The organism is Brevibacterium sp. UCMA 11754, assembly GCF_021532275.1.
GTDB lineage: Bacteria > Actinomycetota > Actinomycetes > Actinomycetales > Brevibacteriaceae > Brevibacterium.
In genome coordinates, this window is sequence record NZ_JACBOT010000009.1 from 169415 (window position 1) to 188448 (window position 19034).

Below are 19034 nucleotides of genomic sequence, written 5' to 3' on the forward strand. Positions count from 1 at the left end.
AATAACCAAATCCGGTCTCATCAGGAATCAAGTTCGGCAAGAACCTCGTCGCTGACATCAGCATTGGAATAGACGTTCTGAACTTCGTCGCTGTCTTCGAGCGCATCGATGAGGTTGAAGACCTTGCTAGCGGTGTCCGCGTCCAAGCTGACTTCGATCCCGGGCACGAAGGATGCCTCGGCCGAGTCATAGTCGATGCCGGCATCGACAAGCGCTGTGCGCACAGCGACGAGGTCGGTGGCCTCGCAGATGATCTCGAAGTTCTCGCCTTCGTCCTTGACTTCTTCGGCGCCGGCGTCGAGGGTGGCCAGGAGGATCGAGTCCTCGTCGGTTCCCTCGGCAGGAACGATGATGACGCCCTTGCGGTCGAAGTTGTATGTCACCGATCCGGGGTCTGCCATGGTGCCGCCGTTGCGCGTGACTGCCACGCGGACTTCGGAGGCCGCACGGTTGCGGTTGTCGGTCAGACATTCGATGAGGAGGGCGACGCCGCCGGCGGCATATCCTTCGTACAGAATGTTCTCGTAGTTCACGGCAGAGCCGTCGAGACCACCGCCGCGCTTGACCGCGCGGGTGATGTTGTCGGCAGGAACCGAATTCTTCTTCGCCTTCTGGACCGCGTCGAACAGCGTCGGGTTGCCTTCGAGATCAGGCCCACCGTTGCGAGCGGCAACCTCGATGTTCTTGATCAGCTTGGCAAAGAGCTTGGCCCTCTTGGAGTCGATGGCAGCTTTTTTGTGTTTAGTCGTTGCCCACTTGGAATGACCTGACACTGGTGTTCCTTCCTATAGATACAGCCCCTAGAGTCTATACGCTCAGCACACCGTTATGTGCGCTGTACCGTACGAAGCAGCGCCCCGGTCATGCGGTACGTTCGCTCGGCCGATGGCGAGCGGCCACTCAGTCGATGACGAGGGGAACTTCGGGCACAGAGCCTTCAGCGACAAGATCCATGAGACTGAGAAGATTCTTCGGATAGATCGTCTCCGTCGTGGTCATCAGCTCTTCGCGGGACCACCACCGGAATTCGAGCAGACTGCGCTTCTCGATGTCCGTCCAGACGGCGTCCTCGAGCTCGATGTCCTCGCTCGTGCGGAATGCGAAGTAGGTTTCGCGCTGATGCAGAGACTTCTCCGTGAATTCGAAGACCCCGTCGCGGGTGGCCAAGGGTCCGATGAGCTCGCCGGGTTCGCATTCGATCCCGGTCTCCTCAGCGAGTTCGCGGGCCGCTGTCTGAGCCGCGGACTCCCCGAGTTCGGATCCGCCGCCGCAGGTCATCCACCACTGGTGAGTGGGCGTGAGCAGGTCCTGAGCTCGAATCAGGAGAACCTCGTCGCGCTCATTGAGTAGTACGACCCGTGAGGCTTTACGAGGTTTCATGGTTCTCCCGGAGTTGACGATGGACGGATGCAGTCTGTGCAGAATAGTGAAGCGGCAAGCAACCGGCAAGACCGCAATCGTAACCGACAGAACGATATCGGGTAGTGCCCAGACGACCAAGCCGGTGACGTTCAATGTGAGAAATCACCGACTTGGGACGTGCTCTGGCCAGGTGCAAGAGGGGTAGGGGCATCGCCTCAGAGGCGGTTGAGTTGGTCATCGGCTCAGTGGATCGCCGAGGCGGTCTGGTCGTCGAGATTCGCATCGACGTCTCCGCCCAGATGCTGGTCCCACCAGTCGAGCATCGCTTCGAAACGCTGCCGACGGTGGCGGGGCTGGCCTGAGCGTGAGAGTTCGTGGTTCTCTCCGGGGAAGATGAGCATTTCGGTGTCCACACCCGCCCGCTGCAGCGCGGCATAGTACTGCTGAGCCTGTTCGAGCGGACAGCGGAAGTCGAGTTCGGAATGCATCACCAGGCTGGGCGTGCGCACCTGCGAGGCGTGCGCCAAAGGCGACTGCCGTGAAATGGCCTCCCGATCACGGGTGGTGTACTCCTCGGTGAAGAACCGTCCGATGTCGGAGGTGCCGACGAAGCTGTCGGGGTCGAGGTAGCCGCGTTCGACGATGGCCGCCTGGAAGCGATGATCAGCAGCGGTGATCATCGCGGTGAGATAGCCGCCGTAGGAACCGCCTTGGACGCCGAGGCGGGTGGAGTCGAGTTCTGCATCGCCGGCCACCGCGTGGTCGAGGACCGCGAGGACGTCGGCCATTGCTGGGACCGCCATGTCCCCCTGCACAGCTGTCCCCCATGCGCGGGTGCGTCCACCGGAGCCGCGCGGGTTCGCGTAGACCACGGCGTAGCCGGCCGAGGTGAGCACCTGGGTTTCATCGAACCACCCGTGGGTGTACTGCGCGAACGGTCCACCGTGGATGTTGAGAATGACGGGGAACGGGCCCGGGCCGCTGGGCTTCGCCAGCCACCCCGTGATGGCTCCGCCCTCACCGTCGACTCGAAGAAGCTGTGGAAGGACGGAATTCGCGGGCGCAGGATGTGCTCTGAGGGCCTCGCCGTCACCAGCGGGTGTCCTGCCGGGCCCGGAGAGTCGCACACGGTTGAGAACAGCAGGGTTCGTGGGCGTCTCCCCTGTCCAGACGAGACTGTCTCCGTCGACGTCGAAGCCGTTGACCACTGCAGTGTCATCCGTGAGGAAGTCCAGTTCGTCCAGCGTCCGCTTCTCGGCCGCCAGATCGATCGAGATGATCCGTGAGGCTCCGTCCGTGTCCACGACAGCGATGACAGAAGCCTCGGCCGCATCTGAGGCGTTTCCGGCAGTGTCGACGATCTGGGGCCGGATCGACGCGACAGAGACGGTCTCCGGGTCGGTCAGGCGTCGTGTCGAGCCAGTGGTCAGATCGTGGACGAAGAGTCCGGGCATCTGCCCGACGAAGTCGAGTTCGTCTCGGGTCAGCTCGTTGCCGACGAGCAGCACAGTCTCATCGTCGATCCAACGGTGCAGGTTCACGCTCATCCGCGGCAGCGTCAGCGGCTCCGGGTGGTCTCCGCCAAGCAGCCACACCGTCGCTCGCAGGTCGGGCTCGCCATGGTCGGGTACCACCGAGGAAACCAAGCTGACTCGGGTGCCGCTCGGTGAGAACTGCGGGTCGTGGACATCTGACTCCGGGGACTCCAGGAGCGTGGACAACGGAACCTCGGCGCCGCCGGCGATGCCGGACTTCCCCAGACCCGGTTCGACGAGATCGACCAGGAAGGCCCGCGCCGGACGGTCGTTCGTGTAGCCCAACCCATTGCTCAGGTAGGCCGCCGAGGTGATTCGCCGTGGCGCTTCCTCACCGGCGGGGATGTCGTCATCCTGGCCGTAGCGTCCCGGCTCATTCACCCGCGCGATGTAGAGTGCCCGTGCGCCCTCATCGTCGAGCGCGAACTCGGAGACGCCGAGGTGGTTGTCCGTGATCCGATGCGCCGTCTCGAGGCTGGAGCCGGCGAACAGCTGAGCTGATTCCTTCTTGGCCGCACTCAGATACCCGGACCAAATGCTGCGAACTTCGGGGGCGAAGTCTCGCCAGTTGTGGGTCAGCCGTCTCGAGGTCTCCCCCGACAGCGCGAAGAGCTGCGAGAGGTAGCTGTTCGACTCAAGGTCGGGGCGGGTGATCGTGATGACGGCTTCGTTGCCGCGCAGCAGTGGGGATGAGTACTCGGCGAGAGAGTCGAGATCTTCGGGGTTCATCTGTTCCATTCCTTTGACAGCGCTGCCTGCACGTCGGCGTGCACCTGCGGCAGAGCTTTGGTCTGTGCCACGACGGGCAGGAAGTTCGAGTCCCCGCCCCATCTGGGCACAATGTGCTGGTGGAGGTGTGCGGCGATTCCGGCACCTGCCACGGGTCCTTGGTTCATTCCCAAGTTGAAGCCGTCCGGGGACGATACCGCGCGAATCACGGTCATGGCCTTCTGCGAGAAGCGGGCGAGTTCCGCCGTCTCCGACTCAGTCAGCTCCGTGTAGTCCGCGACGTGACGATAGGGGCAGATGAGGAGGTGACCCGGATTGTACGGGTACAGGTTGAGCACCGCGTACACTTCCTCACCGCGGGCGACGATCAGGCCCTGTTCGTCGGACTTCGTCGGTGCGCTGCAGAACGGGCACTCGGAGACTCCGGAATGCTTGGGTTTGTCCTGTCCTCCGATGTAGACCATCCGATGCGGTGTCCACAGCCGCTGGAAGCCATCGGGCTCCCCCGGAAAGCCCGCAGCCGCCTCGGGTTCGGGCATGCCTTCACAAGGATCGGGCCTGCCCTCGCCGAGGCGGTTGTGTGGGTCCTCTGTCATACCTGGGCCTTGGTTTCGATGGATTCGACGATCCGGGTGACCGCCTCGGCGACGGATACGCCGTTGTCCTGCTCACCGTTGCGGAAACGGAACGACACGGCATTCGCGTCGCGATCCTCCCCACCGGCGATGAGCACGAAGGGCACCTTCGACTTCGAGGCGTTGCGGATCTTCTTCGGGAACCGATCGTCGCTGTCATCGATCTCGACGCGAACGCCGGCGGCCCGCAGCTGTGCGGCCACCTCGGCGAGGTAGTCATTGAACTCCTCGGCCACGGGGATGCAGGTGACCTGGACCGGTGCCAGCCAGACGGGGAACGCGCCCGCATAGTGTTCGATGAGCACACCCATGAACCGTTCGATGGACCCGAACTTCGCCGAGTGGATCATCACCGGCTGCTTGCGGGTGCCGTCGGCGGCCTGATATTCCAGGCCGAAGCGCTCCGGCTGGTTGAAGTCGAGCTGCACGGTCGACATCTGCCAGGTCCGGCCGATGGCGTCGCGGGCCTGGACGGAGACCTTGGGCCCATAGAACGCGGCTCCGCCGGGATCGGGGACCAGCTCGAGTCCGGTCTCCCGTGCAACCTCTTCGAGGACCTGAGTGGCTTCTGCCCACTGCTCATCCGAACCGATGAACTTATCCTTCTTCTTCCCGTCTTCGTCGCGTGTGGAGAGTTCGAGGTAGAAGTCGTCGAGTCCGAAATCGCGCAGCAGGCTGAGGACGAATTCGAGCAGGTGACGGATCTCCTTCGCGGCGTCCTCCTGAGCCACATAGGAGTGCGAATCGTCCTGAGTCAGTGCGCGCACACGGGTGAGGCCGTGGACGACGCCAGAGGCCTCGTCACGGTACACGGTGCCGAATTCGAAGAGGCGCAGGGGAAGTTCGCGATAGGAGCGTCCACGCGAGCGGAAGATGAGGTTGTGCATCGGGCAGTTCATCGCCTTGAGACGATACGGGGTGCCCTCCTTGACGATCTCACCGGACTCGTCGCGGACCTCATCGACGGAGATCGGCGGGAACATGTTCTCGCCGTAGTACGGCAGGTGCCCGGAGGTGTAGTAGAGGGCTTCCTTCGAGATGTGCGGGGTGCCGACGTACTCGAAGCCCTCCTCGATGTGGCGGGCGCGGACGTAGTCCTCCATCTCACGCTTGATGATTCCGCCCTTCGGATGGAAGACGGGCAGACCGGAGCCGAGCTCCTCGGGGAACGAGAACAGGTCGAGTTCGGCGCCGAGCTTGCGGTGGTCACGACGTTCTGCCTCGGCGAGGCGATCCTGGTGGGCTTTGAGGTCCTCTTTCGAGGCCCAGGCGGTTCCGTAGACGCGCTGCAGGCTCGCATTGGCCTGGTCTCCGCGCCAATAGGCCGCCGAGGAGCGGGTGACCGCGAACCCGTTGCCGATCAGTTTGGTGGTGGGCAGGTGCGGTCCGCGGCAGAGGTCCTGCCACACGATTTCTCCCTTGCGGTCACGGTTCTCGTAGACGGTGAGCTCACCGGCGCCGACCTCGACGGAGGCCGAGTCGTCGGAGCCTGCGCCCTTGTCCGAGATGAGTTCGAGCTTGTAGGGCTCATTCGCCATGCGCTCGCGTGCTTCCGCCTCGTCCACGACGACACGGTTGAAGGTCTGGCCGGACTTAACGATCTGAGCGGCCTTCTTCTGAATCGCCTTGAGATCTTCAGGGGTGAAGGGCTCAGCGACATCGAAGTCGAAGTAATAGCCGTCAGTGATGTAGGGCCCGATGCCGAGCTTCGCGTCTGGGAACAGGTCCTGGACGGCCTGGGCGGTGACGTGTGCCGCCGAGTGGCGCAGGATGTCGAGACCTGCGGGGGAATCGATGGCGATCGGAGCGACCTTGTCACCAGCGGAAAGTTCGCGGCTGAGGTCGACAGGCTGCCCGTCGAGCCACATTGCAACGACCGTGCGGTCCGTGGAGAAGATCTCCGTGCCGGTCAGTCCCTGTTTCCAAGGAATGGTCTCTCCCGCGCAGTCAATGCTGTCTGCCACTGATCTTCTCCGTTCGTCTGTTCTAGGGTGTCTCGCCACTCGAGTCTAATACTAAATCGGCGGTGCGAAATCAGTTGGGTGGCAGTCGTGAGACCGCCACCCAACTGGTGAATCATATGCAATTTTCGAAGTCCGCGCGGTTCGCGCCTATGTCAGTCGGGATCGGAGCGTCGTCCCGAGCCGTATCACGCGGCCTTGCTGAACTCGAAGTCCTTGCCCTTGCCCAGATCTTCGCTCATTGAGAGCTTCAGGTGGACCTTGTCGAGGTCAGCCGAGGGAACACCGTAGGCGAGCTGAACGGTCTTCTCGCCGCCTGCAGGAATCGTGGTGTCGAACACCAGGCTGGCTTTGTACTCATTGCCTTGGAAGACGTCGCTATATTCCTTGCCGGCACCATCGTTCGCAGACATCTGAGCGCTGCTCGTATCGATGTCCGAGCCCGAATTGTTCTTCAAGGTCACTGTCACAACAGCGATCTGGCCGTTGGTGTCCTCCGCACCAGCAGCAGTGTCAGACGCAGTACCCGATTTTACGGCGACGGACGCGGTCAGATCAGTGCCGATCTCAACCCCTCCTCCCTCGACAGGAGGCGGAGCGGCTTCTTCACTGCCGTCAGATGAGCCTGCACCCTGGCTGGGGTCCTGGGCAGGATCAGAGGGATCCTGAACCGGCGCTGCGGACGAGGACTGCTCATCAGCGGCCTCGCCTACCGCAGTGATGAACATGCCGCCGAAGATCAAGGTGACGATGACCGAGATGATCGAGAACAGGATGGCGATGAAGCTGAGGATCATGCCGGTGATGGTCATGCCCTTGTTGTTCGCCAACCCCTTCTTGATCGCGGAGAGACCGACGAAGGCGAAGATCACACCGGCAACGCCGAAGATGAATCCGATTCCGAAGAAGATGGACAGGACGATGCCGGCGATACCGCCGATCAACGCGAGGATTCCCCAGATGTTCTTCGATTTATTGCTGCCCGGACCGGCCGAATAGGATCCGTAGCTCGCATTGGGGTTGGCGGGAATGAACTGGTCCGACGAACCGTCAGCACCGGCATAGGCAGGCTGCTGGCCGTACTGGTTCGCGGCATAGCCCTGCGCGTTGGGGTCGTAGCCCTGACCATAGCCGCCCTGATTCTGGCCGTAGGGATCCTGGCTGTAGGGACCCTGGTTGTAGGGATCCTGGTTGTAGCCCTGCGCATTGGGGTCGTAGCCCTGACCATTGGGGTCGTAGCCGCCCTGGTTCTGATCGTAGCCTGGAGCACCTGTGTCGTTCGGCTGGCCGTACTGGGGCTGCGAGCCGTACTGGGGCTGCGAGCCGTACTGGGGCTGCTGATTCGGATCGTTCTGCGAGCCGTATTGTGGTGCCTGCTGCCCGCTGTTCTGCGAGCCGTACTGTGGTGGCTGCGAGCCGTACTGCGGTGGCTGCTGGCCGTCGTTCTGATCACCCGAAAAACCAGGAGCGCTGGGCGGCTGGTTGTCGGGGCCCTGACCGTTGGGGTACTGATTTCCAGAACCGTTGTTCGGTTCGTACGGGTTCTGAGGAGTAGACATGAGTGCTCCGAAGTCTTCGTCGATGGTTACCGTCACTAGCGTACTAGTTAATGTTTCGCTTTCCCCATGGCATCCACGTGGCAGTCCTGACACACGCCCGACACATCGGGGCCGAGCTCATCGCACTGAAGACGCGGAGATGAATGCACGAAGCCCCGAGTGAGTCACTCGGGGCTTCTTCTGTGCGCGATACTGGGATCGAACCAGTGACCTCTTCCGTGTCAGGGAAGCGCGCTACCGCTGCGCCAATCGCGCCTTATTCATTTGTTGCACCGGGACACAAGGCCCCTGTGCGCGATACTGGGATCGAACCAGTGACCTCTTCCGTGTGAAGGAAGCGCGCTACCGCTGCGCCAATCGCGCCGACTCACCAACAGCGAACCGTTGGACGAATCCGAGGTGGCGACGGGATTCGAACCCGTGTATACGGCTTTGCAGGCCGCTGCCTCGCCTCTCGGCCACGCCACCATCAAGGCAGTGCCATGACGCCTTCGAGCGGATGACGGGATTCGAACCCGCGACCCTCACCTTGGCAAGGTGATGCTCTACCAGCTGAGCCACATCCGCATTTCTCGCTGCCCGGTTTCCCTGGCAACGAGATACAACTCTATACGCAGGTGGCGGTCCATGCAAAATCAGATCCGAGTGATCGTGGTCACACACACAAATCGGGCTTTCAGACTCATCGACTTATATTGGAAGAGTGAACGACGATCCCCAGGACAAGCGGCCCACAGGGTGGCTGTCACGCCATCACAAGCAAGGCGTGCGCCCCTGGCGCAAAACGCGCCTGAGCTTCCTGCGCTGGCGCAGAACCGTCATGGCCAACCCGCACACGGCACGGCTCTATCGGACCATCGTCGGCGGAGTGGGCACGCTCATCGTGCTCATCGGCCTGGTGCTCGTGCCGTTTCCGGGCCCGGGGTGGCTCATCGTCATCATCGGACTGTTCGTCATCTCCAGCGAGTTCCGTTGGGCGCAGCGGATTCTGCGCTTCGTCCGCCTCAACGTGGAGAAATGGACGCACTGGGTCATGGCGCAGCCGGTCTGGGTGCGCTGGACGCTTGCTGCGGTCACAGCGGTATTCGTTGCCGTTATCGTCTGGGGCACATTCAGAATCATCGGACTCCCCGACTGGGTGCCTGAACTCGAGGTCCTCAAATACCTCGAGCTGCAGTAGCGCTGACGCGCCTGCCCACAGGGCCTGATGCTGCCAGGAGAGCAGATTATTGCGAGGAGAGCGCTGTCAGTCGCGAAAGGCACCGCATGTACTTCTTCCGGTACCCTCCGGCCAATGACTCTTCGGTGAAGACCTTGTTCAACGCCTGTCCCGAGTTGATGATCTTGACGTTGCGGTCATAGAGCCTGTCGACGAGGGCAACGAAGCGCAGCGCGACACCCTCGTTGTCGATCGTCGTCACGTCTTCCCACACGGCCGCGTCCAGCCCATCGACCATGCGACCGTACTTGGAAGGATGAACGGTGGAGAGATGGCGCAGAAGTGTCGGGAAGTCGTCGCGGGCGACTGTGCCGGTCAGTTCGGAGGTCGCGGCATCGATGTTCTCGGCAGGAACCGGTTCGGCCGGCTCGCTCAGCCCACGGTGACGGTAGTCCTTGCCTTCGATGCGGTAGATGTCGAATTGGTCGGCCAGCGCCTGGATCTCGCGGATGAAGTCCTGTGCGGCGAAGCGGCCCTCCCCCAATGATCCTGGAAGAGTGTTCGAGGTGGCGATGATCTTCACGCCGGCGTCAGTGAGCTCGCGCATGAGGCGTGACATGAGCACCGTGTCGCCGGGATCGTCGAGTTCGAACTCGTCGACGCAGACGAGCTTCATCTGTGAGAGATCGTCACGGGCACGGATGAATCCGAGCGCTCCGACGAGGTTCGTGTATTCGACGAAGGTGCCGAAGGTCGCAGGCTTCTCATTCGCATGCCAGGCAGAAGCCAACAGGTGTGTCTTGCCCACGCCGTAGCCGCCGTCGAGGTAGACGCCCTTTGGTCCGTCCTTGCCCTTCGAGAACAGCTTGCCCAGAAAGCCCTTGGACGTCGACGACGCCGCGAACTCCTCAAGTTTGTTGCGAGCCTGGGCCTGCGAGGGCTCCGAGTCATCGGTGCGGTAGCTGGCGAAGGACACGTCGTGGAACTGCGGCGGCGGGACGAGGCCCGCAATCAGTTCCTCGGGTGCAACGTGGGGGGAACGGTCGCTCAGTGCGACCAGAGTCTGCTCGGCATTCACTCGGCCTAGTCTATTGCAGGCCACGCGTGGTCGATCAACTGCCTCCGACGTGAGAGTGCTCTCAGCCGGCGTGAGAGCACTCCCAGCTGAAGTCGTCTCAACTGAAGTCGAAGCCCAAGCGCCCCAGCTGCTTCGGGTCTCTCTGCCAGTCCTTGGCGATCTTCACATGCAGGTCGAGGTACACCTTGGTCCCGAGCAGTGCTTCGATGCCGCGCCTCGATTCGCTTCCGATTGCTTTGAGTCGGCTGCCGCCCTTGCCGATGATGATCGCCTTCTGGCTCGAGCGTTCGACGTAGAGGTTGACGTGGACGTTCCACAGCGGGTTGTCCTCGCTTCGCCCCTCGCGGGGGTACATCTCCTCGACTTGAGCGGCCAGAGAGTGCGGAAGCTCGTCGCGGACGCCTTCGAGCGCGGCCTCACGGACGAGCTCGGCGATCATCATCTCCTCCGGCTCATCCGTCAGCTCGCCCTCGGGGTAGAGCGGCGGTGAGACCGGCAGGTGACCGGTCAGAACGGAGTCCACCGTGTCGATCTGAAAACCGTCGACAGCCGAGACCGGAACCACGTCGGCGAAGTCGGCGAGAGCACCCACGGCCAGCAGAGCCTCGGCGACCTTCTCCTGGGGAACCTTGTCGGTCTTCGTTACCAGGGCCACGATCGGGGTGCGGCCGTCGAGGAGTTCGAGCTGGGACGCAATGTATTTGTCGCCGGGCCCGATGGGTTCATCAGCGGGCAGGCAGAAGCCGATGACGTCGACCTCGCTCAGCGTCGAGGCCACAAGATCGTTGAGGCGGCTGCCCAGCAGGGTCCGAGGCTTGTGGAGCCCCGGGGTGTCGACGAGGATCAGCTGGTGATCATCTTTGTGGACGATGCCGCGGATCGTGTGCCGGGTGGTCTGGGGCTTCGCCGAGGTGATCGCCACCTTCTCCCCCACCAGCGCGTTCGTCAGCGTTGACTTACCGGTGTTCGGTCGCCCCACGAAGCAGGCGAAGCCGGCCCGGTAGTTCTCGGGGTAGTCCGTACGAAATTCCATTTCAGTTCTCTTCCTTCGTGACCCTGACGTGGGTGATGCGGTGGCGGCGGCCCTGACCCTCCATCGCTTCGATGTAAAGACCTTCGATCGCTGCGTTCGAGCCGTCGATGGGAACGCGGCCGATGAGCTTCGTGAGCAGACCGCCGACGCTGTTGACGTCGTCCTCGTCGATCTTCACATCGAAGTAGTCGGCGAAGTCGGAGATCGACATGCGGGTGCTGATGACGAATGATCCGTCGTCGACCTCGACGAGTTCATCATCACTGGTGTCGTATTCATCTTCGATCTCGCCGACGATCTCCTCCACGATGTCCTCGATGGTGACGAGTCCGGCGGTGCCGCCGTATTCATCCACGAGGATCGCCAGATGTGTCGAATCGAGCTGCATCTGCTCCAGCAGGTCATCGGCAGGTTTGGTCTCGGGGACGAACAGAACTCCCCGTGCCAGGATGTCGACCGATCGTTCTGCGTCCTCCGGATGGAGATGGAGCCGTCTGGCGACGTCCTTGAGGTAGGCAACACCGCGAATGTCGTCGAGATCCTCTCCGCTGACGGGGATCCGTGAGAATCCCGAGCGGAGGAAGAGGTTCATGACCTTGGACAGCGGTGTGCCGGAGTTGACCGTCACGAGGTCGGTGCGCGGGACCATGACCTCATTCGCCGAGGTGTCCGAGAGGTTGAAGACGGATTGGATCATCTCCCGTTCGCCGTCTTCGATGATGTCGGACTCGCTGGCTCGCTCCACGAGGTCGCGCAGCTGGTCGGAGGTGACGAAGGGTCCGTCCTTGTACACGCGGTCCGGCGTCAGCAGGTTGCCGAGGAGGACGAGGATCTTCGTCAGCGGTTTGAGCACGACCAGCGCTGCGCCCACGACCCAGCTGAGGTTGAGGCACACGGCCAGAGAACGGCGTCGACCGATTGTCCGTGGGGACACGCCGGCGACGACGAAGACAGCGATCGAGGCGGTGAGCACTGTGAGCACGACCATGAGCGGTCCCACGGAGTAGATCGAGTTATAAGCCAGAGCGATGAAGACGGTGGCCAGTGCCTCCATGAAGTTCCGGACGAAGATGATGACGTTGATGTTGGTGGGCAGATCGATGAGGATCTTCTCTGCCCGAAACGCAGACTTCTTGCCTTCGTCCTTCGCATCCTGGATCGCCTGATGGGACACACTGAGCAGAGCGGCATCGACAGCAGACAGAGTCGCCGAAACGACGAGACACAGTGCGGCACCGAGGAACAGCCAGAGCACGGCTCAGACCTCGGTGGGGGAAGGGATGTCGGTGCGACCGTCGTAGCGGGCAGCGAAGAAGGTCAGCAGCAGATGCCGCTGCAGGGCGAACATCTCTTCCTTCTCCTCAGGCTCGCCGTGGTCGTATCCGAGCAGGTGCAGGAACCCGTGGACGGTCAGCAGGAGCACCTCGTCCATGGTCGAATGTCCCGAGGACGAGGCCTGGGCGGCGGCCACCTCGGGGCAGATGATGATGTCGCCCATCTGGCCCTCGGTGGGAGCCCCGGTCTGTCCCTGTGTGAGCTGATCCATCGGGAACGACATCACATCGGTGGGGCCGTCGAGGTCCATCCAGGTGATGTGGAGTTCCTCCATCGCCTTCGCATCGACCATCGTGACTGCGAGCTCCGCGCCGGCGTGCATGTGGAGAGCCTGGCCCAGGTATTCCGTCAGAGCCACGACCTCGTCGAGGTCGATTGCTTCATCCGTCTCGTTTGAGATCTCGGTATTCACTCGGTGCTTCCCCACAGGTCATAGGCGTCGACGATCTTCGTCACCAGCTGATGGCGGACGACATCCTTGCTGCCGAGGTGGCAGAATTCCATGTCGTCGATTCCGGTCAGAATGTCCTGGACAAGGTTGAGACCGCTGCGAGTCTTGCCCGGCAAGTCGATCTGGGAGACGTCACCGGTGACGACCATCCGCGCGCCGAAGCCCAGCCGGGTGAGGAACATCTTCATCTGCTCACCGGTCGTGTTCTGCGCTTCATCGAGGATGATGAACGCATCGTTGAGGGTGCGGCCGCGCATGTATGCCAACGGTGCGACCTCGATGGTCCCCGTTTCGATGAGCAGCGGAATCGACTCGGGATCAACCATGTCGTGCAGGGCATCGTAGAGGGGCCGCACGTAGGGGTCGATCTTCTCGTTCAGCGTTCCCGGCAGGTAGCCCAGGCTCTCCCCCGCCTCAACCGCTGGGCGGGTGAGGATGATGCGTGAGACTTCTTTGTGCTGCAGGGCGTTGATGGCCATGGCCATCGCCAGGTACGTCTTGCCCGTACCTGCTGGTCCGATGCCGAAGGTGATCGTGTGGTTGCGGATCGCCTTGACGTAGTCGTGCTGGCCCATCGTCTTGGGACGGATGGACTTTCCGCGGGTGGACAGGATGTTCGTTCCCATCACCGCCGAGGCGGCTTTGCCCTCCGAGGAGAACGACGCCACCCGGTCGATCGTCTCCTCGTTGATGCGGTGGCCGGAGCCGTGCAGCTTCTTGAGCTCCCCGATCACGGAGACGAAGGCTGCCACCCGCGTCGGCTCGCCGCTGGCTTGGACCTGGTTGGCGCGCACGTGCACGTCAAGGTCGGGGAATACTCGCTCGAGCTTCCGCAGGTTCGACTCCCCCGGCCCGAAGAACTCGACCAGATCGATGGAGTCGGGAATCACGAGACGCACTGTGTCCGATGCAGCTTCGTCGGCAGGTGTGTTGTTCACAGAGTTCGTGGGCTGAGTGGAGGTGTCCAGAATGATCCTTAGTGACTGTTCGTACTCGTGGGAGTACTGCAATTGTGTGCTTCCATCGTAGTCGCCTTCGTCACCAACGGCCCAATGAATTCTGAGCCATGACGAGTCCGGCCGCTCCGGCCGACGACGACCGCAGGACGGTGGGTCCCAGGAGCACGGCTTTCGCACCGATGGCTGCGAGTGCATCGAGCTCAGCGTCGCTGATCCCGCCTTCGGGGCCGACGACGAGGACGATGCGTCCAGAGTCTGCGGCCGAGGAGTCTTCGACGGTCGACGTATTCGCTGGTCCAGAGTCTCTCAGAGCCTGCGACAGTTTCTGCTCGGCGGCTTCATGGAGGACGTAGACGTTGTCGGTCTCGGTCAGAATCGATGCCAGGCCGGTGCCGCGGACCAGGTCGTGGCGCAGAGGGAAGCGGGAGCGTCTGGCCTGCAGGGATGCCGCCCGCAGAACGTTGTCCCACTTGGCTGCGAGCTTGTCGCGCTTCTTCGCGGGCCAATCGGCGATCGAGCGCTCGGCGGCCCAGGGGACCACCTCGTCGACTCCGATCTCTGTGGCGGCTTCGATCGCCTGCAGATCGCGGTCGCCCTTGGCCAGAGCCTGCACGAGGACCAACCGTGGCTGGTCCTCGTCGGTGTGAGTCACCGAGGCGACGTGCAGTCCGAGTTCGTTCGCCGAGGCGGCCGACACCGTTCCGCGTACGCGGGTGCCGGATCCGTCGACAACTTCGAGCTCGTCCCCGGGTCCGAGTCTGCGGACTCGGATCGCGTGCCCGGCCACATCCTCACCGAAGGTGAGCACCTGCCCGGCGGCCGCCTCGGCGACCTGGGTCGAGAAGAAGACGGGAAGACTCACCGACCGGCGAACTTCTCACGCATACGGGAGAACATGCCGCGGTTCTGGGTGGTGATCTGAGCGCGTGGGGTCTCTTCCTCGCGCAGAGTCGCCAGCTGTGACAGCAGTTCCTTCTGCTCATCGTCAAGCTTGTCCGGCGTCAACACGTCCACCGTGACGAGCAGGTCGCCTCGGGTCTCCGAACGCAGTCGGGTGGCACCGAGTCCTGGAAGCTTGATGACGGTGCCTGACTGGATGCCGGCGTCGATCGAGAGTTCCTGCGAGCCGTCGAAGGTGTCGAAGGGGATCGAAGCGCCCAGAGCGGCTGCGGTCATCGGCACGGAGACGGAGGCGCGCAGGTCGTCACCGTCGCGCTGGAAGACTTCGTGGCGGGAGACCATGACCTCGACGAAGAGGTCACCGGCAGGACCGCCGCCGGGTCCCACTTCGCCCTGCGATGAGAGCTGGATGCGGGTTCCGTCGGAGACTCCGGCGGGGATGCGGATCTTCATGGTCCGCTGCTTGCGGACCCGACCGTCACCCTGGCAGTTGAGGCAGGGGTTGGGAATGACGGTGCCGAAGCCGTGGCAGGAGTTGCACGTCTGGTTCGTCACCATCTGGCCCAGGAGCGTCCGGGTCATGCGCTGAACGCTGCCAGCACCGTGGCACAGGGAACAAGTCTCAACGGATGTGCCCTGCTGGGTTCCGGCACCTGAGCAGGTGTCGCAGACGACGGCAGTGGTGACGTCGAGGTCGATGTTGCCGCCGAACGCGGCGGTCTCGAGATCGATGTTGACTCCGACGAGTGCGTCCTTGCCGCGTTGTGTGCGCGGCATCGGACCGCCGGCCGAGCCGGCTCCCCCGCCGAAGAAGGTCTCGAAGATGTCGCCGAAGCCGCCGAAGCCGCCACCGGCTGGGAAGCCCTGTCCGTTCTCGCCGCCGCCCATGTCGTAGTTACGGCGCTTCTCCGTATCGGAGAGGACATCGTAGGCGAGGGAAATGGCTTTGAACTCGTCCTCGTGTCCGGGGTTCACATCGGGGTGATACTTCCGGGCCAGCTTTCGGTACGACGATTTGATTTCAGCCGCCGAAGCGTCTTTGGACACTCCGAGTGTTTCATAGTGATCGGCCACAGAAACTTCTCTCTCCCTGGTGGTGTGCGTTGTTCGCGTTATCGTGCCTGTTCGCAGTGTGGTGCTTGGTCACGCTGTGCTGCTTGTTCGCGCTGTGCTGTGTGCTCTGGTGTCGGTGCATCTAACCCTGGTCGAGGACAGAGGAGACGTATTTCGCCACGGCCCGGACAGCTGTGATCGTCGTAGGATAGTCCATCCGGGTCGGCCCGAGCACTGCCAATCGCGCGGTGGACCCCGCGTCATGACCATATTCGGCGGCCACGAGGGATGTCGAGCTGAACGACTCGTGAGTATTCTCACGACCGATCCGAACGCTGATCTCCTCTTGGTCCTCAGCCATCGACGTCAGCAGCTTGAGCAGTACGACCTGCTCTTCGAAAGCTTCGAGGATCGGTGCCATCTTCTCACCGAACTCCCTGCCGGAGCGAGCCAGGTTTGCTGTGCCTGCCATGATGATGCGCTCTTCACGCGTGGCAATGACGAGATCAGTCACGGCGGAGCGGACCTGCACCAGTGCTGCGGCTACGTCCGTTCCGACAGCGCCAGCTCCCACGACAGATTCTGCCTGGGTGCCGTCATCGTTCTGAGCCGAAGCACGAGGTGTGGCCGTGCTCACGACTCTCGACAGCTTCTGACCGGAGAATTCGGCGTTGACCTCATCGCGGATTCCGCGCAGCGACTCATCGTCAACGACGCCCGGCGTGATCACGATCTTTTGCTCGACCTGCCCTGCGTCGGTGATGAGGACGACGAGGATGCGGTTGGGGCCCAGGCCCACTACCTCGATGTGCTTGATCGTGGCACGCGACACTGTCGGGTATTGGATCAGCGCCACTTGGTGAGTCAGGCCCGAGAGGACCCGCACCGTGCGATCGAGCATGTCGTCGAGGTCCCCGTTGCCATCGATGAGCTGGAAGATCGCACGCCGCTCAGCGTGCGTGAGCGGTTTGAAGTCGTCGATGCGATCAACGAACATCCGATAGCCGAGATCAGTCGGAATTCGACCGGCAGAGGTATGAGGCTGCGCAATGTAGCCCTCCTGCTCCAGGTGGGCCATGTCATTGCGGATCGTGGCCGGAGAGACACCGAGCGTGTGGCGCTGAACGATGGCCTTCGACCCGACGGGTTCATTGGTGGCGACGAAGTCTTCGACGATCGCACGCAGAACCTGTGCTCGCCTGCTGTCGTTCATTCGTCCCCTTCCTTCGTTCGGCACCGCATTTGGCACTCATCTGCTTTGAGTGCCAATTCTACGCCTCTTGCATTCCGAATTCACTTTCGGGCCCGCCCCAGCGGGTCTGCACCCATCGCATCGAGTCCTTGATTAGGGTGGTTGACCGTGAATACCTTTGATCGCTACGGGCCCGATGTGCTGGCCGGTTCCTCACCTTCCTCGCACCGGCCCAAGAAGTCCACACCTGTTGAGCTGGGTCTCGGAATGGTTCTCGAAGACGCGATGAGCGGATACGTCGGCGCCGTCGTCGGCGCTGAGAAGACCACCGCCGGAATCGTCGTCAATCTTGAGGACAGGGCAGGAAGGGTCCGCGCATTCCCCCTGGGTCCTGGCTTCCTGCTTGAGGGCAAACCCGTCGACATCAAACTGCCGACCAAGAAGAAGTCGGCTCCCGGTCGCACGGCTTCGGGCTCACGTGCGGTCGGCAATGCTCGTGCCCGGGTGGCTCGCGGGTCCCGCATCTGGGTCGAAGGCAAACACGATGCTGAGCTCGTCGAGAAGATCTGGGGCGACGATCTGCGCGTCGAGGGAGTCGTCGTCGAACCGCTGGGTGGACTGGACGATGTCGCCGACAAGCTCGCGGCATTCGGTCCCGACAAGGACCACCGCGTCGGAGTCCTCGCCGACCACCTCGTGTCCGGCACCAAGGAATCCAAGATCGCCGAGGCGGTGCGTGCCGATCCCCGCTACCGCGACGTCGTCCACATCATCGGTCATCCCTATGTCGACATCTGGCAGGCGGTGAAGCCTCATGTCGTCGGCATCAGGGAATGGCCGGTCGTCCCCCGCGGTGAGGATTGGAAGACGGGAATCCTGAGACGTATCGGTTGGCCGCACGCCGACCACCGGGATGTGGCACGGGGTGGGTGCGCATCCTGGGCAAGGTCAGCACTATCGCCGATGTCGAACCCACGCTCTCGGGCCGAGTCGAAGAGCTCATCGACTTCGTCACCGTCGGCTGAAGCTCGATCGCATCTCGTCAAGAGCAGGATGAGATGTGATCAACTTGGTACAGCTTTGAGGCAAACCCCCATCCGGCGACCACACGTTTGACGATAGGGTGAAGGCCACGAAGCTCTGAAAGGATCCCGCATGTCTGACAATGCCCAGCAGCCGAACTACGGCCCTGACGAATCTCGTCCTATGCCGCCGAACTATTCTCAGGCCTCCGGACCCCAGCAACCCTATGCCCAGCAGAATCAGAACCCGGCTTCACAGCAGCCGGATCAGCGCCAGCAGGCTTTTGGCTCCCAGCAGCCAAACCCAACGCCAGACGGATCGCAGCAGTACGGATCCCAGCAGGGTCAGAATTTCGATGGTCAGCCGAACCAGTCCTACGGCCAGCAACCTTATGGTTCGCAGCAGCCCTACGGCGATCAGCAGCCCTTCGCTCAGCAACCTTATGGTTCGCAACAGCCCTACAGCGCCCAGCAACCTTATGGTTCGCAGCAGCAACCTTATGGTGCTCAGAGCTATGGCGGTGCGGCATTCGGCCCCGGGATGGCCTCAGCCACGTCACATGCCGCCACGATACCGATGGGGGCCCCGCTTCCCGACGCCGCTTATGGGTCAGGTTCGGTCGGATTCTGGACTGCCGACCAGACGGAACGATCGACTGCACTGTGGTCGCATTTAGCCCATGCGGCCACCTACGTCATAGGCGTCGGCTGGATCGTCACGCTGATCCTCTTCCTCATCAACAAGGACAAGTCTCCATTCATCCGTCATCACGGTGCGCAGTCACTCAACCTGCTCATCGTCGGTGTCATCACCTGCTTCGGAATCGGCATTGTCGGTGGTCTGCTGTCGATCATCGGCATCGGACTGATCCTGCTTCTCCTACTTCCGGTGGTCACTATCTACATGATCATCATCGAAATCATTGCCGGCGTCGCAGCCAACCGCGGTGAGGGATACAAGATTCCTCTGACGCCGAACTGGATCAAGTGACCGAACTAATCTGAACCGAACTGATCTGATCAGGACGCCACCTGATCAGGACGCCACCTGATTGCACAGATGCTCCTGGT

Annotated in this window: 16 protein-coding genes, 4 tRNA genes and 1 pseudogene; 3 read left to right on the forward strand and 18 right to left on the reverse strand. The window is 62.3% G+C overall.

All coding sequences use genetic code 11. The features are described from left to right. Positions 1 to 20: 20 nt before the first annotated feature. The 10 genes from HX613_RS05405 to HX613_RS05450 all read right to left on the reverse strand — a co-directional run bounded on the left by HX613_RS05405 (position 21) and on the right by HX613_RS05450 (position 8348). Positions 21 to 773 carry a YebC/PmpR family DNA-binding transcriptional regulator gene (locus tag HX613_RS05405; RefSeq protein WP_235344390.1) on the reverse strand — a complete coding sequence of 251 codons (753 nt, stop codon included), beginning with the start codon at positions 771 to 773 and terminating at the stop codon, positions 21 to 23. Between the two features lie 127 nt (positions 774 to 900). Then, entirely contained in the window at positions 901 to 1380 is a 480-nt protein-coding gene (locus tag HX613_RS05410; protein WP_235344391.1) for an NUDIX hydrolase, read from the reverse strand. A 224-nt stretch (positions 1381 to 1604) separates the two neighbouring features. Then, the gene (locus HX613_RS05415) at positions 1605 to 3626 is read right to left on the reverse strand and encodes a S9 family peptidase (RefSeq protein WP_235344392.1); all 2022 of its coding nucleotides are present in this window, start codon (positions 3624 to 3626) and stop codon (positions 1605 to 1607) included. Next, on the reverse strand, positions 3623 to 4222 hold the full coding sequence (locus HX613_RS05420; RefSeq protein WP_442862586.1) for an HIT family protein: 600 nt from the start codon (positions 4220 to 4222) through the stop codon (positions 3623 to 3625). The genes HX613_RS05415 and HX613_RS05420 overlap by 4 nt, the downstream gene beginning before the upstream one ends. Beyond that, positions 4219 to 6225 (reverse strand): threonine--tRNA ligase, encoded by a 2007-nt coding sequence (gene thrS / locus HX613_RS05425; protein WP_235344393.1) that lies wholly within the window; start codon positions 6223 to 6225, stop codon positions 4219 to 4221. Before thrS ends, HX613_RS05420 begins: the two co-directional genes overlap by 4 nt. Before the next feature lie 185 nt (positions 6226 to 6410). Next, positions 6411 to 7781, reverse strand: coding sequence for a DUF4190 domain-containing protein (locus HX613_RS22075; RefSeq protein ID WP_268826631.1), 1371 nt, complete (start codon positions 7779 to 7781; stop codon positions 6411 to 6413). A 183-nt stretch (positions 7782 to 7964) separates the two neighbouring features. Then, positions 7965 to 8036: transfer RNA gene (locus tag HX613_RS05435), tRNA-Val, on the reverse strand. 36 nt (positions 8037 to 8072) lie between these two features. Continuing rightward, positions 8073 to 8144: transfer RNA gene (locus HX613_RS05440), tRNA-Val, on the reverse strand. Between the two features lie 34 nt (positions 8145 to 8178). After that, positions 8179 to 8249 (reverse strand) — tRNA-Cys (locus HX613_RS05445). 26 nt (positions 8250 to 8275) lie between these two features. Further along, a tRNA-Gly gene (locus tag HX613_RS05450) sits at positions 8276 to 8348 on the reverse strand. Positions 8349 to 8484: 136 nt separating this feature from the next. Here HX613_RS05450 and HX613_RS05455 point away from each other — a divergent pair. Further along, positions 8485 to 8961, forward strand: coding sequence for a TIGR02611 family protein (locus HX613_RS05455; protein WP_235344394.1), 477 nt, complete (start codon positions 8485 to 8487; stop codon positions 8959 to 8961). Positions 8962 to 9007: 46 nt separating this feature from the next. Here the strand turns inward: HX613_RS05455 and zapE are convergent, their stop codons facing one another. The 8 genes from zapE to hrcA form a co-directional block, all read right to left on the reverse strand. Continuing rightward, positions 9008 to 10018: a cell division protein ZapE gene (zapE, locus tag HX613_RS05460; protein ID WP_235344395.1), complete on the reverse strand. Its 1011-nt coding sequence runs from the start codon at positions 10016 to 10018 to the stop codon at positions 9008 to 9010. Between the two features lie 97 nt (positions 10019 to 10115). Beyond that, on the reverse strand, positions 10116 to 11051 hold the full coding sequence (era, locus tag HX613_RS05465) for a GTPase Era (RefSeq protein WP_235344396.1): 936 nt from the start codon (positions 11049 to 11051) through the stop codon (positions 10116 to 10118). A gap of 1 nt (position 11052) precedes the next feature. Beyond that, complete coding sequence (locus HX613_RS05470; RefSeq protein ID WP_235344397.1) at positions 11053 to 12306, reverse strand: hemolysin family protein; 1254 nt, start codon at positions 12304 to 12306, stop codon at positions 11053 to 11055. Between the two features lie 3 nt (positions 12307 to 12309). Continuing rightward, a complete protein-coding gene (ybeY, locus tag HX613_RS05475; RefSeq protein WP_235344398.1) occupies positions 12310 to 12798 on the reverse strand; it encodes an rRNA maturation RNase YbeY in 489 nt (162 codons plus the stop codon). Continuing rightward, complete coding sequence (locus HX613_RS05480) at positions 12795 to 13847, reverse strand: PhoH family protein (protein WP_268826632.1); 1053 nt, start codon at positions 13845 to 13847, stop codon at positions 12795 to 12797. Before HX613_RS05480 ends, ybeY begins: the two co-directional genes overlap by 4 nt. A gap of 28 nt (positions 13848 to 13875) precedes the next feature. Next, a complete protein-coding gene (locus HX613_RS05485; protein WP_235344400.1) occupies positions 13876 to 14658 on the reverse strand; it encodes a 16S rRNA (uracil(1498)-N(3))-methyltransferase in 783 nt (260 codons plus the stop codon). Then, positions 14655 to 15770 (reverse strand): molecular chaperone DnaJ, encoded by a 1116-nt coding sequence (gene dnaJ, locus HX613_RS05490; RefSeq protein ID WP_235344401.1) that lies wholly within the window; start codon positions 15768 to 15770, stop codon positions 14655 to 14657. The genes HX613_RS05485 and dnaJ overlap by 4 nt, the downstream gene beginning before the upstream one ends. A 121-nt stretch (positions 15771 to 15891) precedes the next feature. Beyond that, positions 15892 to 16962, reverse strand: coding sequence for a heat-inducible transcriptional repressor HrcA (gene hrcA / locus HX613_RS05495; protein WP_235344402.1), 1071 nt, complete (start codon positions 16960 to 16962; stop codon positions 15892 to 15894). A 141-nt stretch (positions 16963 to 17103) separates the two neighbouring features. On the opposite strand from hrcA, the pseudogene HX613_RS05500 reads away from it, so the two are divergent. Beyond that, a pseudogene (locus tag HX613_RS05500) lies at positions 17104 to 17966 on the forward strand (DUF3097 domain-containing protein). Between the two features lie 130 nt (positions 17967 to 18096). Beyond that, the gene (locus tag HX613_RS05505) at positions 18097 to 18954 is read left to right on the forward strand and encodes a DUF4870 domain-containing protein (protein WP_235344403.1); all 858 of its coding nucleotides are present in this window, start codon (positions 18097 to 18099) and stop codon (positions 18952 to 18954) included. Positions 18955 to 19034 lie beyond the last annotated feature (80 nt).

What these genes read in the sequence shown, in the direction of transcription:
- HX613_RS05410 (WP_235344391.1), bottom strand. Translation starts at nt 1,380, where the DNA reads ATGAAACCTCGTAAAGCCTCACGGGTCGTACTACTCAATGAGCGCGAC.
- HX613_RS05415 (WP_235344392.1), bottom strand. Translation starts at nt 3,626, where the DNA reads ATGAACCCCGAAGATCTCGACTCTCTCGCCGAGTACTCATCCCCACTG.
- HX613_RS22075 (WP_268826631.1), bottom strand. Translation starts at nt 7,781, where the DNA reads ATGTCTACTCCTCAGAACCCGTACGAACCGAACAACGGTTCTGGAAAT.
- HX613_RS05505 (WP_235344403.1), top strand. Translation starts at nt 18,097, where the DNA reads ATGTCTGACAATGCCCAGCAGCCGAACTACGGCCCTGACGAATCTCGT.
- era (WP_235344396.1), bottom strand. Translation starts at nt 11,051, where the DNA reads ATGGAATTTCGTACGGACTACCCCGAGAACTACCGGGCCGGCTTCGCC.
- HX613_RS05420 (WP_442862586.1), bottom strand. Translation starts at nt 4,222, where the DNA reads ATGACAGAGGACCCACACAACCGCCTCGGCGAGGGCAGGCCCGATCCT.
- hrcA (WP_235344402.1), bottom strand. Translation starts at nt 16,962, where the DNA reads ATGAACGACAGCAGGCGAGCACAGGTTCTGCGTGCGATCGTCGAAGAC.